This window comes from Mycolicibacterium xanthum, from assembly GCF_019710635.1.
In the GTDB taxonomy this organism is placed as follows: Bacteria; Actinomycetota; Actinomycetes; order Mycobacteriales; family Mycobacteriaceae; genus Mycobacterium; species Mycobacterium xanthum.
The window spans coordinates 1-14,632 of record NZ_JAIFZS010000048.1; the positions used below are offsets into that span (position 1 = coordinate 1).

Sequence of the window (14,632 nt, forward strand, 5' to 3'; positions counted from 1 at the left end):
CAGACCCGGCTCAACTCCTACCACCGACCCGAACGGCTCCTCCGCCCACCCGACGACCCGCCACCCCCCGGCCACACCGACACCACACCGCCCGAATCAGACCAGCCCAGCCAGGACGGCGACCGGCGCGGCCACACCGACGCGTCGCCACCCACGCCCACCGACGAACCCGGCCAACCCGGCGGACCCGCACCACCCGACGGCCAAGCGGCTTGAGGGCCACATCGCTGCACAGCGGCGTGCACCAACCGACCCGTGCATCCGGGCTCGGTCAGGTGGGGATGGCCGGCGCGCCAAGCGCTTCGCGCAGACCCCGGGTCGCCAGCTCATCGGCCAACTCGTTGTCCGCGACTCCCGAGTGGCCCTTCACCCAGAACCAGGTGACCTGGTGCCGAGCGCAGGCGGCCTGCAGCCGCTGCCAGAGGTCGACGTTCTTCACCGGCTGCTTCGCGGCGGTCATCCAGCCGTTGCGCTCCCAGCCGAGAACCCACTTGGTGATGCCGTTGCGGACATAGGTGCTGTCGGTGAACATATGCACCACCACCGGCCGGGTGAGCGCCTCCAGCGCCATGATCGGGGCGGTCAACTCCATCCGATTGTTGCTCGTGGCGCCGGGCTCACCACCGCACAGTTCGCGGACATGGTGGCGTTGGCGAAGCACCGCGCCCCAGCCGCCGGGGCCGGGATTGGGCCGGCATCCGCCGTCGGTGTGGATGATCACGACGTCGTCGCGGCCGTCCGCGGTCTCGGGCATGCGCCGAGGATAGTGACCGCCGTTGGCGAGTCGGTTCAGCGACTCGCCGGGGCATCGGTCGCTGAAACTGCGGAGAGGGTTAGGAAGCTCGAGTGGATCTCGCCCTCAGTGCAGCCTCAAACGGGGACGCATCGACGTGCGCTGCAGCAGCACCGACACCATCAGGATCAGCAGGCCCGCCAGCGCCAGCACGGCGCCGGCCGCGGCGGGTGCGGTGTATCCCAGTCCGGCGGCGATCACGACGCCGCCGACCCAGGCGCCGGTGGCGTTCCCGATGTTCAGCGCCGAGTGGTTCAGCGCGGCGGCCAGCGTCTGGGCGTCGCGGGCGACGTCCATCAGGCGGGTTTGCAGCGCCGGGGCGACCGCCGATCCCGAGGCGCCGATGCCGAACAGGGCCAGCATCGCCGTCCACGGGTTGTGCGACGCCAGGACGAACACTGCGAGCACCGCACCGAGTGCGCCCATCGACAGATACAGCGCCCGGATGACCGAGCGGTCGGCGAGCCTACCGCCGATGATGTTGCCGACGACCATGCCCGCGCCGAACACCATCAGGGCCAGCGGTACCAGCGCGCGCGGCAGGCCGGCGACGTCGGTCATCGTGGTGGATATGTAGGTGTACACAGCGAACATGCCGCCGAAACCGATCATGCCGACCAGCACCGCGAGCCACACCTGGGCGCGGCGCAGCGCGCCCAGCTCGGTGAGCGGGCTGGTGGGGTGCATGGTCCGAAGCTGCCCGGGCAGCCAGAACCACAGCGCGGTCAGGGTGATCACACCGACCGAGACGACGAGCCCGAAAGCCGCTCGCCAACCGAGTGACTGGCCAAGCCAGGACGCCATCGGCACGCCCAGCACGGTGGCGATGGTCAGCCCGGACATCACGTGGGCCGCCGCCTTGGCCCGGTTGCGCGGACCCATCAGATGGGCGGCCACCAGAGCGGCGACGCCGAAGTACGCGCCGTGCGGCAGACCGGCCAGGAAGCGCGCACCGAGCAGCGTCTGATACGACGGGGCGAGCATGCTCGCCAGGTTGCCCAGGGTGAACATCGTCATCAGGACCAGCAGCAGCGTGCGGCGCGGCATCCGGGCGGTCGCCGCGGCGATCAGCGGTGCACCTACGACGACACCCAGCGCGTAAGCCGAGATGACGTGTCCGGCCGTGGGTTCGGAGATCCCGAGCCCTGCCGCGATGTCGGGCAGCAGGCCCATCGCGACGAACTCCGTGGTACCGATGCCGAATCCGCCCAGTGCCAGCGCGACCACGGCCAGCCAGCGCACCACGGGGTCGGGTGCGACGACGGACAGGGGACCTTCGGAACGGTTCAGGGTTGCGGTCACAGTGCCCGTACCGCGGTGACGGTGGGTCTGCTCAGCTTGACGGCGACGTCGGCGAGGCGGCGGATACGGTCCCAGTCGCGGCGGCGGACCGCGTCGGCGGGGGTGAGCCAGTCGGCGCTCACGCAGCGCACATTGGGCGCGGCCAGGTAGCCGGTCAGGTCGACGGGGCCGATCCCGCCCACGGCGCAGAACCGGGCGCCGGGGACGAACGCGGCCAGCGCCTTGAGGTGCCGAAGTCCACCCGCGGCGGCCGCGGGGAACAAGACCAGGTCCGTGTATCCGTCTTCCAACAGGTCGATGGCCTCGACGGCGGACGCGGCTCCCGGAAGGTGGGGCAGTTCGGTCGCGCGCATGGCCTCGCGCAGGGCGGCCGAGGCGGTGTTGGCCACCAGGAATTCGGCCCCGGCCGCGCGGGCCAGGGCGGGCTGGGTGACGTCGGTCAGCGCTCCGGCGCCGACGACGATCTTCGGCGCCTCGGCGGCGATCCGCTCGATCGCTTCGAACGAGCCGGGACCGTCGAGCGCCACCTGGACCAGCGACAGTCCCGCCTGGGCGATGGCACGCGCAGCGGGCACCGCATCAGCGGCGTTGCGCACGCTGATGACGGGCATCACCGGGGCGACATCCAACAACGATCGGGGCTCTCTCATCGCGGTCAACGGTAGCCGTCATTTAAGTACGTTTCAAAATGACTTACGCATTTGAAATACGTAAGTGGTGATAGTTATGCTCTGGATATGGCCCTGTTTCGGTCGTCTTCTGCGGCATCCGTCGGTGACCTATATGCCCTGATCAGGGAAAATCGTGAACTCACCCGCACCGAGGTCGGCCGGCTCACCGGCCTGTCGCGTACCGCCGTGTCGTCACGAGTGAGAGAACTCACCACGCTGGGCCTGGTGTTCGAGCGCGAGCAGGCGCCCTCGACCGGCGGGCGTCCCGCGGCGTTGCTTCGCTTCAACGTGGGTGCCGGCGTGGTGTTGAGCGCGGCGATCGGCGGCAGCCGGGCGCGGCTGGCGGTGTGCGACCTGGCCGGTGACGTTTTGGTGGCCGCCGACATCGATCAGGAGCCCGGGCTGGGGCCCGAGGATCTGATGCCCGATGTCGTCAAACGGCTCGATCTGCTGCTCGACGAGTCCGGTCGCCGGACGGAGCGGGTGTTCGGGATCGGGCTGAGCCTGCCCGGCACCGTCGACCCGCAGCGCGGATGCAGTGTCGACTCGCCGGTGCTCAGCGGATGGGACGGAGTTCCGCTGGTGCCCTACTTCCGGGAGCTGACCGAGGCGCCGGTCGTGTTGGACAACGACGCCAACGTCATCGCGCTCGCGGAGTGGCGCGCCGGGGCGGGCCGTGGCGTTGACGATCTGCTGGTGATCAAGGCCTCCAGCGGGCTGGGTGCGGGCATTGTCGCCGGCGGCGCGGTACAACGCGGGGCGATCCGGGCGGCCGGGGAGTTCGGACACAACAAGACCGCCGCGGCCGGGCATCTGGTGTGCCGCTGCGGTGACACCGGTTGCCTGGAAGCCGTGGCGGGCGGTTGGGCACTGGTGCGCGAGATGACCGCGGCGGGCCGTCAGGTGGGCAACATGCGCGACGTGGTCGAGCTGGCGCACGGCGGGGACACCCTGGCCCGTCGGCTGATCCGGGACAGCGGTCGCCACGTCGGCGAGGTGCTGGCGGCGGCGGTCAACCTGCTCAACCCGGCGGCTCTGGTGGTGGCCGGCGACGTTGCCGGCGCCTACGACATCTTCGTCGCAGGGCTGCGGGAGACCCTGTACGGCAACGCCACCACGCTGGCCAGCCGGGTGCTGCAGATCGTGCCGTCGGAGTTCGGTGATCGTGGCGGGCTGGTCGGCAGCGCGATGGTGGCGCTCGACGAGGTCCTCGGCCCGCAGGCCATCGACGCCCTGGTCACACCTTCGCGATGACGTTCTCGGCGAACATCTCGAGGTGGCGGATCTTGGCATCCAGCGGCTCGGTGTCCTGCCCGAGGATGTAGGGGATCCGGAACCCGACGATCACGTCGGTGACTCCCTTGTCCTCGAGCCGTTTGATCCCGTCCGGGGTGTAGGCGTCGATCGAGATGACATGGATCTGGTAGTCGGCGCTATCGGCCGTGCCGGCCTCGTCGCGGAAAGCGTTGAGTTTCCCGATCAGCGCATCGAGTTCCCCGGGGTCGCCGCCGCCGTGCATCCACCCGTCGTTGCGGGCGGCCCGGCGCAGCGCCGCGTCGGCGTGACCGCCGATGAGAATCGGTACCGGTTTCGACGGAGCCGGGGTCATCTTGGTCTTGGGGATGTCGTAGAACTCGCCGTGGTACTCGAAATACTCACCCGAAGTGAGCCCGCGGATGATGTCGATGCACTCGTCCATCCGCTTGCCGCGCCGGGCGAACGGGACGCCCATCAACTCGTAGTCCTCCGGCCACGGGCTGGTGCCGACACCGAGGCCGAGCCGGTTGTCGAACAGCGCCGCCAGCGAACCCGCCTGTTTGGCGACCAGAGCGGGCGGACGGATCGGCAGCTTGAGCACGAAGTGGTTGAAGTGCAGGGTGGTCGTCACCGCGCACAGTGCGGCGGTCAGCACGAAGGACTCGATGAAGGCCTTGCCGTCGAGGAACTCCCGGTTGCCGTCGGGGGTGTACGGGTACTTCGAGTCCGACTCGAACGGGTAGGCGACGCTGTCGGGGATCGTCATCGCGTGGTAGCCGGCGGCCTCGGCCGCCTTCGCCAGCGGGATGTAGAACGTCGGGTCGGTCATCGCCTCCGCGTAGGTGAATCGCACATCGTCTCCTCGTCTGTCGTTGTTCGAATACTAGAACGTGTTCTAATCCGCGGTGCGCGATCGGGGCAGAGCGCCGCGTTGGCCCACCCAGGCCGGGTGGGGGGGGTGGATCATGATCGGCATGGGACTGTTTCTGCTGCGCGCAGCGATAACCGGGTTCGCGTTGTGGGTCGTCACGCTCGTCGTGCCCGGGATCTCGTTCGTCGGCGGCGACACGACGCTGGCGCGGATCGGCATCATCTTCGTCGTCGCCGTCGTGTTCGGTCTGGTCAACGCGATCATCAAGCCCGTGGTGCAGATCATCTCGATTCCGCTCTACATCCTGACGCTCGGGCTGATCCACGTCGTGATCAACGCGTTCATGCTGTGGATCACGTCGTGGATCACCGAGCACACCACCCACTGGGGCCTGGTCATCGACAACTTCTGGTGGACCGCGATCTGGGCGGCCATCGTGCTGTCGATCGTGGGCTGGTTGCTGTCGTTGATAGTCAGGGCAGACTGACGGCCATGCCCGAACTGCCCGAGGTCGAAGCCCTCGCCGATCACCTGCGTCGGCACGCGGTCGGGTTGACCGTCAGACGTGTCGACGTGTCGGCGCTGTCGGTTCTCAAGACCTTCGACCCGCCGGTCAGCGCGTTGGCCGGAGTCACCGTCACCGGAGCGAACCGGTGGGGTAAGTACCTCGGCCTACAGGCCGGCGGGCTGCACCTGATCACCCACCTGTCCCGTGCGGGCTGGCTGCGGTGGTCCGACAAGCTGGCGGCGGCGCCGCTGAAGCCGGGCAAGGGGCCGATCGCCCTGCGGGTGCATCTCGAGGCCCCCGGGGCGGCTCCGGGGTCGAAGGTCGCCGCCGGGGCGGCTCCGGGGTCGAAGGTCGCCGCCGGGGCGGCTCCGGGATTCGACCTGACCGAGGCCGGCACCCAGAAGAGGCTGGCGGTGTGGCTGGTGACCGACCCGATGGCGGTCCCGCAGATCGCGTCGCTCGGGCCCGATGCGCTGTCGCTGGATACCCAGGGCCTGGCGGACGCCCTCGAGGGCAACTCCGGCCGGCTCAAGACCGTCATCACCGACCAGAAGGTGATCGCCGGGATCGGCAATGCCTACAGCGACGAGATTCTGCACGTCGCCAAGCTCTCGCCGTTCGCGACCGCGGGCAAGCTGACCGACGCCCAACTGGCGGCCCTGCACGACGCGATGATCGGGGTGCTCACCGACGCCGTCACCAGGTCCGTCGGTCAGCAGGCGGCGATGCTGAAAGGGGAGAAGCGATCGGGTCTGCGGGTGCACGCACGCACCGGGCTGCCGTGCCCGGTCTGCGGTGACACCGTGCGCGAGGTGTCGTTCGCTGACAAGTCCTTCCAGTACTGCCCGACCTGTCAGACCGGCGGCAAGGTGCTCGCCGACCGCAGGATGTCCAAGCTGCTCAAGTGAGCCCGCTACTCTGCGCCGAAATCGCATTCCGGCAGGGCTCCACTCGATCTTTTCCTGCCGGAATGCGAGTTCGGCGGGATTGGTCCGCACCTATCTAACTCGGTTATCCTGCTGGCATGAGTCGGCAGAAGATCCTGATCACCGGTGCGAGCTCGGGACTGGGCGCGGGCATGGCCCGGCAGTTTGCGGCCAGGGGGCGTGACCTCGCGCTGTGCGCGCGCCGCCTCGACAACCTCGACGAGCTCAAGGCCGAGCTCACCGCGGCCCATCCCGACATCACCGTCGCGGTGGCCGCGCTTGACGTCAACGATCACGAGCAGGTCCCGAAGGTCTTCGCCGAGCTGTCCGAGGAACTCGGTGGCATCGACTGCGTGATCGTCAACGCCGGGATCGGCAAGGGCTATCCGCTGGGCGCGGGAAAGATGTGGGCCAACAAGGCCACCATCGAGACGAACCTGGTGGCCGCCCTCGTTCAGATCGAGACCGCTCTGGAGATGTTCAAGGCCGCCGGCAAAGGGCATCTCGTGCTGGTGTCCTCGGTGCTCGGCAATGTCGGGGTGCCCGGCTTCAAGGCCGCCTACTCGGCCAGCAAGGCCGGGGTCACCTCGCTGGGCGAGTCGCTGCGCGCCGAGTACCCGTCCGGGCCGATCAAGATCACCGTGCTCGAGCCGGGCTACATCGAATCGGAGATGACCGCCAAGTCGAACTCCACGATGCTGATGGTGGACAACGAGACCGGGGTGAAGGCCATGGTCGACGCCATCGAGAAGGAGAAGGGCCGTGCGGTGGTGCCGGCCTGGCCGTGGTGGCCGCTGGTCGAGGTGATGAAGCTGCTGCCGCCGCGGTTCACCAAGCGCTTCGCCTGAGCGGCTTGGGCAGGCCGGGCGCAACGGTGCGACCGGCGTGACCGGTGCGATCAGGCACGCCGAAATCGCCGAATCCTTCTCCCGGGTTTTCTATTCTGATCTGCATCAACCCATCAGGCTAAAATCTGGGGGACGTGATGACCGATCAGGCCGACCTCGATACCCGGCGCGCCGAGCACCTGTTCCACTTCGACCGCCACACCCCGGCCTACCGGGACCAGTTCGGCGAGATCACCGCGGAGATGCACCAGCGCTGCCCGCTGGCGTGGTCCGACACCTACGGGGGGCACTGGGTGGCGGCAGGCACCCACGAGGTGTTCGAGCTAGCGCGCTGCCCGCACATCTCCAACGACCACGACATCACCGGTTCGGGCACCGGCTACACCGGTATCAACATCCCGCTGGGTGAGCACAGTGTGCCGTTCCGCGGCGGCATGCTGGAGATGGACGATCCCGAGCACCGGGAGTACCGCACGCCGCTGAACGGCTACCTGTCGCCGGCCGCGGTGCAGCGCTGGGTGCCGTTCGTCGACGAGATCGTCAAGGCGTGCCTGGACGAGAAGATCGAGAGCGGCCGGATCGACTTCGTCGACGACCTGGCCAACATTGTCCCGGCCGTGCTCACCCTGGCTCTGCTCGGCGTCCCGCTGCGGGAGTGGGAGATCTACTGCGAACCCACCCACGCTTCGGTGTACACGCCCGCGGAGTCGCCGGACTACCGCCGGGTGGCCGACGCGCAGATCGCCGCGGCGATGGAGATGATGAAGCACGTCAACGTGATCCGGGAGCATCCGCGTCCGGGGCTGATCGACGCACTCGTGCGGATGCGCATCGACGGTGAACCCGCCCCCGACATGGAGATTCTCGGCATGCTGCTGCTGTTGATCGGCGGCGGCTTCGACACCACCACCGCGCTGACCGCCCATGCGCTGGAATGGCTTTCGCAGCATCCCGATCAGCGGGAGCGGCTCAGCCGTGACCGCGCCACCCTGCTGGACTCGGCGACCGAGGAGTTCCTCCGTTTCTTCACACCCGCCCCCGGCGACGGCCGCACGATCGCCAGAGACCTCGAAGTCGACGGGGTGGTTCTCAAGGAGGGCGAGCGGCTGTGGTTGTCGTGGGCGATGGCCAACCGTGACCCGAAGGTGTTCGCGGATCCCGACGAACTCAAGTTGGATCGGAAGGGTAACCGGCACTTGAGTTTCGGCCTCGGTGTCCACCGGTGCATCGGCTCCAACGTGGCCAGGACCGTGTTCAAGTCGATGCTCACCGCGGTGCTCGACCGGATGCCCGATTTCGAGTGCGATCCCGCGGGTGCGGTGCACTACGAGACGATCGGCGTCATTCAGGGCATGCAGCACCTGCCCGCCCGGTTCACCCCGGGGCTGCGTCTGGGGCCCGGGCTGGATGCGACGCTGGACAAACTGCAACGGGCCTGCGACGAGCAGGGGTTGGCCGCGCCGATCACAGAACGCAAGGCCGCCGCCGTCATCGAGTGATTTCGGTGTAGAACGTCAACCGCCGCGTGATGTTCTACACCGAAATCACGCGGTCCGGCCCCGCTCCACCCGGTAGCGGCGCACCAGGGCGTCGGTCGACGAATCGGACTGCTCGGCAGGCGAGGCCGCCCCCGTGAGCACCGGCAGCAGCGCCTTGGCCTGGGTCTTGCCCAGCTCCACCCCCCACTGGTCGAACGAGTCGATGCCCCAGATCACGCCCTCGACGAACACCTGGTGCTCGTAGAGCGCGATCAGCTGGCCGACCGCCGAGGGCGTCAGCTTGCTGGCCAGGATCGACGTGGTCGGCCGGTTGCCGGGCATCACCTTGTGCGGCACCACGTCGGCCGGGGTGCCCTCAGCGGCGATCTGCTGTGCGGTCTTGCCGAACGCAAGCACCTGGGTCTGCGCGAAGAAGTTACTCATCAGCAGGTCGTGCATGCTGCCGGTGCCGTCCGCGGTGGGCAGATCGTCGGTGGGGTCACTGAAGCCGATGAAGTCGGCGGGGATCAGCCGGGTGCCCTGGTGCAGCAGCTGATAGAACGCGTGCTGGCCGTTGGTGCCCGGTTCGCCCCAGAAGATCTCCCCGGTGTCGCTGGTCACCGGCGCACCGTCGGCCTGCACCGACTTGCCGTTGGACTCCATGGTCAACTGCTGCAGATACGCCGCGAACCGCGCCAGATCATTCGAATAGGGAAGCACCGCACGGGTTCCCGCGCCGAAGAAGTTGTTGTACCACAGCCCGATCATCCCGAGCAGCACCGGCGCATTGGCCTCCAGCGGAGCGGTGCGGAAATGCTCGTCGACCAGATGGAAGCCGGCCAGCAACTCGGCGAAGCGCTCCTTGCCGATCACCGCCATCACCGAAAGGCCGATCGCCGAGTCCACCGAGTAGCGTCCGCCGACCCAGTCCCAGAACCCGAACATGTTGTCGGTGTTGATGCCGAAGTCGTCGACCAGCTTGGCGTTGGTCGACACCGCGACGAAGTGCTTGGACACCGCGGCGTCGCCGAGCGCGTCGGTCAGCCACCGGCGGGCCGCCGTGGCGTTCGTCAGCGTCTCCAGCGTCGAGAACGTCTTGGATGCGATGATGAAAAGCGTTGTCGCAGGATGGAGCCCGGCGAGTTTGGCGACCAGGTCCGCAGGGTCGACGTTGGACACGAAGCGGGCCGAGATGCCCGCGTCGGCGTAGTGCCGCAGCGCCTGGTCGACCATCACCGGCCCCAGGTCCGATCCGCCGATGCCGATGTTGACCACCGTGGTGATGCGCTCCCCGGTGGCGCCGCGCCACTCACCGCTGCGCAGCCGGTCGGTGAACTCGCCCATCCGGTCGAGCACATCGTGGACGTCGGCGACGACGTCCTGGCCGTCGACGGTCAACTCGGCGCCCCGCGGCAGACGCAGTGCGGTGTGCAGCACCGCCCGGTTCTCCGAGGTGTTGATGTGCACGCCCGAGAACATCGCGTCGCGGCGTTCCTGCAGACCGGCCGTGCGCGCCAGGTCCAGCAGCAGCGCCAGCGTCTCGCGGGTGATGCGGTGCTTGCTGTAGTCGATGTAGAGATCGCCGACGGTCAGCGCCAACTCGGTGCCGCGGCTGGGGTCCTCGGCGAAGAACTCCCGCAGATGGGTGGCGCCGATCTCATCGTGATGCCGGGACAGGGCCTGCCATGCGGGAGTGGCGGTGATGTCGGGGATGGCGGTATCGGAACCCATGTTGAGAAACCCTAGTGCGGACGGGCCGACGAGGGGGTAAATGATGGGGGTATGGATACTTCCGCGCTGCTGGCTTCGGCACCAACGGGACTCTGGATCGGTGGTGAGGAGCGTGCGGCCTCCTCGACGTTCAACGTGCTCGATCCCTCCGACGATCAAGTGCTGGCCGCGGTGGCCGACGCCAGCCCGGAGGACGCGATCACCGCGCTGGACGCCGCGGCGGCGGTGCAGGACGAATGGGCCGCCACCCCCGCTCGGGTGCGCGGAGAGATCCTGCGGTCGGTCTTCGAGACGATCATGGCGCGGGCCGAGGACGTAGCGACGCTGATGACCCTGGAGATGGGGAAGGTCTTCGCCGAGAGCATGGGCGAGGTCCGTTACGGCGCGGAGTTCTTCCGGTGGTTCGCCGAGGAGGCGGTGCGCATCGACGGCCGGTTCACGACGGCCCCCGCGGGCACCGGACGCATCCTGGTCACCAAGCAGCCGGTCGGTCCGTGCTACGCGATCACCCCGTGGAATTTCCCGCTGGCCATGGGCACCCGCAAGATCGGTCCGGCGATGGCCGCCGGCTGCACGATGCTGGTCAAGCCCGCCGCCGAGACGCCCCTGACGATGCTGTTGCTGGCGAAGCTGATGGATGAAGCCGGCCTGCCGAAGGGCGTGCTGTCGGTGCTGCCGACCACCAGCCCGGGTGAGGTGACCACCGCGCTGATCGACGACGGTCGGTTGCGCAAGCTGACCTTCACCGGGTCCACCGGGGTGGGCCGGGCGCTGGTCAAGCAGTCGGCCGATGCGCTGCTGCGCACCTCCATGGAACTCGGTGGCAACGCGCCGTTCGTGGTGTTCGACGACGCCGACGTCGACGCGGCGGTCGAGGGCGCGCTGCTGGCCAAGATGCGCAACGGCGGCGAGGCGTGCACGGCCGCCAACCGTTTCCACGTCGCCAACTCCGTGCGCGAGGAGTTCACCGACAAGCTGGTCAAGCGGATGAGTGAGTTCAGCCTCGGAAAGGGCCTGGACCCGGACGCCACCCTGGGTCCGCTGATCAACGCCAAACAGGTCGCCACCGTCGAGGACCTGGTGTCCGACGCGGTGTCACGCGGCGCCACCGTGGCCGTCGGCGGGGTGGCGCCCGGCGGGCCCGGCAACTTCTATCCGGCCACGGTGCTCGCCGATGTCCCGGCCGATGCCCGCATCCTCAAGGAGGAGGTGTTCGGACCGGTCGCGCCGATCACCGGTTTCGACACCGTCGAAGAGGGCATCGCCGCGGCCAACGACACCGAGTACGGGCTCGCGGCCTACGTCTTCACGAAGTCCCTGGACCGGGCGCTGCAGGTGGCCGAGGGCGTCCAGGCCGGCATGGTCGGCGTCAACCGCGGCGTCATCTCCGATCCGGCAGCACCGTTCGGCGGCGTCAAGCAGTCCGGCTTCGGCCGGGAGGGCGGCACCGAGGGCATCGACGAATACCTCGACATCAAATACATCGCTCTCACCAGTTAGCGGGCCCGCCGCTCTCCCATTGATCGGCCCGCCGCTGGACCCATGAGCCGCCCGCCGCTCACTCAAATTGGCCGGCCCGCCGCCGCTCTCCCAATTCGTAGGCGTGCCGACGTGACCGGTTGGTCGGCCCGCCGCGCGCCTTCCGGATCGCGGGTGCGGCAGCCCATAGGATTCCTTGCTCGGAGCCGGGTGAGGAGGTCCCAGGAACGTGACTGCCGTGAGCGCGGCACCGATCCGGGTGGGCCCGCGCCGCTATGTCAGTCCGGGTCGTGGGATCGCGGCCCTCGACGGAGTCCGCGCGGTCGCGGTCGGGCTGGTCTTGGCCGACCACGGCGGCGTCCCGGGACTGTCCGGCGGATTCCTCGGCGTCGACGTGTTCTTCGTGCTGAGCGGCTTCCTGATCACATCGCTGTTGCTCGACGAGGTCGGCAGGACCGGCCGGATCGGTCTGCGCGGCTTCTGGATCCGCCGCGCCCGCAGGCTGCTGCCCGCGTTGATCGTGATGGTCCTCGCGGTCATCGCCGCGGCCGAACTGTTCAGTGCCGAGGCCGCCGCGGATCTGCGTGACGAGGCCGTCGCCGCCCTGTTCTGGATGTCCAACTGGGTGTTCGTCGCCGGCCAGACCGACTACTTCTCCCTCGGCGCCTCGCCCTCGCCGCTGCAGCACACCTGGTCGCTGGCGGTCGAGGAACAGTACTACCTGCTGTGGCCGCTGATACTGGCCGCGGTGGTGGCCGGACTGGCCGCGCTGGCCTACCGCCGGGGCGTCGCGCTGACCCCGCGGGTGGTGCGCACCGCGGTGTTCGTCATCGCGGTCGCCGGTGCGGCGGCATCGGCGACGGCCGCTGCGGCGCTCAGCGCCGACTCCTCCACGGCCACCCTCAACCGGGTGTACTTCGGCACCGACACGCGGGTGCAGGCCCTGCTCGTCGGGGCGGCCGCGGCCGCGCTGCTGGTGCATGACTGGCGGGCGCTCGCCGGCGGCGGACGGATCCTGCGGTCCCGCTGGGCGCGCCGGCTGGCCCGGCTCGCACCGCTGGTCGGACTGCTCGTGCTGATCTCGGCCGCGCACCTGGCGACCGGCGCTCCCGAGGAGTTCCACCATGGGCTGCTGATCGTGGTCGCGCTGGCCGCGGTGCTGATCATCGCGCCGGTCGCGCTCGAGCAGGACGGTCCGGTGGCCCGCGTCTTGGCGATGGGGCCGCTGGTCGGTCTGGGTGCGATCTCCTACGGGGTGTACCTGTGGCACTGGCCGATCTTCCTGCTGCTCAACGGCGAACGCACCGGCACGACCGGTTGGCATCTGTTCGCGCTGCGATGTGCGGCGACCATCGCGATCGCGACGGTGTCGTGGTGGGCCGTCGAGCAGCCGGTCCGGGAGTGGCGGCCGGCCTTCGTGCCGATGCTCCCACTGGCCGCTGCCTCGGCCGCGACCGCGGCGGTGGTGACGATGACGGTGCTGCCGGTGCGGGTGGCTCCGGTTTCCCCGACACCGGGGCCGTTGATCGAATCGGCGGCGCTGGTCGCACCGGAGGTGCCCGTCGAGGTGGCCCCGCCGACGCAGCACGGGGGGCCCGGCGATGTCCGGGTGGCCGTTTTCGGGGACTCGATCGCGTGGACGATGATGCGGTATCTGCCCGCGACGCCGGGCGTGGACTTCACCGACTACACCACCATCGGGTGCGGTATCGCCCGCGGCGGGCCCTACGAGTACGTCGGGCAGGAACTCGGCCAGAAACCCGAGTGCGACGCGTGGCCGAGTCGCTGGGCCCAGCGGATCCGCCACGACCGTCCCGATGTCGTGTTGCTCGTCGTCGGGCGCTGGGAGATCGTCGACCGGGTGAACGAGGGCCGGTGGACCCACATCGGTGACTCGTCCTACGACACCTATCTCAAGGGCGAGCTCAACCGGGCGCTGGACATCCTCGGGTCGACGGGCGCGCGTGTCGTGGTGACCACGGAGCCGTACAACCGGCGTGCGGAGAAACCCGACGGCAGCCTCTACCCCGAGGATCAGCCCATCCGCGCCGACCGGTGGAACACGCTGCTGCGCGCCGTCGCCGCCCGGCGCGCCGACGTCACGGTGCTGGACCTGAACAAGAAGCTGAGCCCCAACGGCTACTACACGATCAAGGTCGACGGCATCAGGATGCGCAGTGACGGCGTGCACCCGACACCCGAGGCCGTCGAATGGCTGACACCCTGGCTGCTCGAGGCCGTCCGACCTGAGTGATTTCGGTGTAGAACGTCACCCTCAGCGTGACCAACTACACCGAAATCGCTGACGGTCAGTGGCCCAGGCGGCCGCGGCCCAGCCGCAGCAGCAGCATCGCCAGGTTCTTGCCCTCGGGGCCCAGCTCGCTGTAGCGATCGATCACCTTCATCTCGCGGCTGTGCACCAGGCGGGTGCCACCGGAGGCCATCCGCGCCTTGCCGATCAGCTGCGACACCTCGGTGCGGCGCTTGACCGCCTCGAGGATCGCCGCGTCGAGGTGGTCGATCTCCAGCCGCAGATCGTCGATATCCAAGCTGTCGCTCACCGGGGCGGGTTCCGTCGTCGTCATCTCGTGGTTCTCCGAACTTCCGTTGTGTGAAGGGTCTGGTCTCATCCGGTTTCGGGCCTCACACAAGAAACGAGCCCCGGATCCGGAAGCGGACCGCGGGGCTCTGGGAAGCAGCTAGACCACGGGCACCGCTGGCCGGTACCCGTAGAAAAATCGCCACTGCGCGTTGAGCACGTAAAGAGT

At 68.8% G+C, this 14,632-nt stretch carries 13 protein-coding genes and 1 pseudogene; 8 read left to right on the forward strand and 6 right to left on the reverse strand.

Translation table 11 applies throughout. The features are described 5' to 3' along the window. A pseudogene (locus JDV09_RS18580) lies at positions 1-216 on the forward strand (HNH endonuclease signature motif containing protein); the annotation flags it as partial. A gap of 55 nt (positions 217-271) precedes the next feature. On the opposite strand, the gene rnhA reads toward JDV09_RS18580, so the two are convergent. The 3 genes from rnhA to eda form a co-directional block, all read right to left on the reverse strand. Beyond that, the gene (rnhA, locus tag JDV09_RS18585) at positions 272-754 is read right to left on the reverse strand and encodes a ribonuclease HI (protein ID WP_221370627.1); all 483 of its coding nucleotides are present in this window, start codon (positions 752-754) and stop codon (positions 272-274) included. A gap of 105 nt (positions 755-859) precedes the next feature. Continuing rightward, complete coding sequence (locus JDV09_RS18590; protein ID WP_221370628.1) at positions 860-2,095, reverse strand: MFS transporter; 1,236 nt, start codon at positions 2,093-2,095, stop codon at positions 860-862. Further along, entirely contained in the window at positions 2,092-2,745 is a 654-nt protein-coding gene (eda, locus tag JDV09_RS18595) for a bifunctional 4-hydroxy-2-oxoglutarate aldolase/2-dehydro-3-deoxy-phosphogluconate aldolase (RefSeq protein WP_221370629.1), read from the reverse strand. The genes JDV09_RS18590 and eda overlap by 4 nt, the downstream gene beginning before the upstream one ends. Before the next feature lie 87 nt (positions 2,746-2,832). Here eda and JDV09_RS18600 point away from each other — a divergent pair, with 87 nt between their 5' ends. Then, on the forward strand, positions 2,833-4,020 hold the full coding sequence (locus tag JDV09_RS18600; protein ID WP_221370630.1) for an ROK family transcriptional regulator: 1,188 nt from the start codon (positions 2,833-2,835) through the stop codon (positions 4,018-4,020). Here the strand turns inward: JDV09_RS18600 and JDV09_RS18605 are convergent. Beyond that, positions 4,004-4,876, reverse strand: coding sequence for an LLM class flavin-dependent oxidoreductase (locus tag JDV09_RS18605; protein ID WP_221370631.1), 873 nt, complete (start codon positions 4,874-4,876; stop codon positions 4,004-4,006). The genes JDV09_RS18600 and JDV09_RS18605 overlap by 17 nt on opposite strands. Before the next feature lie 121 nt (positions 4,877-4,997). Between JDV09_RS18605 and JDV09_RS18610 the strand changes: the two genes are divergently transcribed. The 4 genes from JDV09_RS18610 (at position 4,998) to JDV09_RS18625 (ending at position 8,675) form a co-directional block, all read left to right on the forward strand. Next, complete coding sequence (locus JDV09_RS18610; RefSeq protein WP_221370632.1) at positions 4,998-5,381, forward strand: phage holin family protein; 384 nt, start codon at positions 4,998-5,000, stop codon at positions 5,379-5,381. Between the two features lie 5 nt (positions 5,382-5,386). Then, positions 5,387-6,310 (forward strand): Fpg/Nei family DNA glycosylase, encoded by a 924-nt coding sequence (locus JDV09_RS27180; protein WP_221370633.1) that lies wholly within the window; start codon positions 5,387-5,389, stop codon positions 6,308-6,310. Between the two features lie 116 nt (positions 6,311-6,426). Then, positions 6,427-7,176, forward strand: a complete 750-nt coding sequence (locus JDV09_RS18620; RefSeq protein ID WP_221370634.1) for an SDR family oxidoreductase — start codon at positions 6,427-6,429, stop codon at positions 7,174-7,176. A 137-nt stretch (positions 7,177-7,313) separates the two neighbouring features. Then, positions 7,314-8,675, forward strand: coding sequence for a cytochrome P450 (locus JDV09_RS18625; protein ID WP_221370635.1), 1,362 nt, complete (start codon positions 7,314-7,316; stop codon positions 8,673-8,675). Positions 8,676-8,720: 45 nt separating this feature from the next. On the opposite strand, the gene pgi is transcribed toward JDV09_RS18625, so the two are convergent. Further along, positions 8,721-10,385 (reverse strand): glucose-6-phosphate isomerase, encoded by a 1,665-nt coding sequence (gene pgi, locus JDV09_RS18630; protein ID WP_221370636.1) that lies wholly within the window; start codon positions 10,383-10,385, stop codon positions 8,721-8,723. A gap of 51 nt (positions 10,386-10,436) precedes the next feature. Between pgi and JDV09_RS18635 the strand changes: the two genes are divergently transcribed. Both JDV09_RS18635 and JDV09_RS18640 read left to right on the forward strand, forming a co-directional pair. Beyond that, positions 10,437-11,885 (forward strand): NAD-dependent succinate-semialdehyde dehydrogenase, encoded by a 1,449-nt coding sequence (locus JDV09_RS18635; protein WP_221370637.1) that lies wholly within the window; start codon positions 10,437-10,439, stop codon positions 11,883-11,885. 208 nt (positions 11,886-12,093) lie between these two features. Then, complete coding sequence (locus JDV09_RS18640; protein ID WP_221370638.1) at positions 12,094-14,118, forward strand: acyltransferase family protein; 2,025 nt, start codon at positions 12,094-12,096, stop codon at positions 14,116-14,118. Between the two features lie 55 nt (positions 14,119-14,173). Here the strand turns inward: JDV09_RS18640 and JDV09_RS18645 are convergent, their stop codons facing one another. Continuing rightward, positions 14,174-14,494, reverse strand: coding sequence for a chorismate mutase (locus tag JDV09_RS18645; protein WP_221370639.1), 321 nt, complete (start codon positions 14,492-14,494; stop codon positions 14,174-14,176). Between the last annotated feature and the right edge of the window lie 138 nt (positions 14,495-14,632).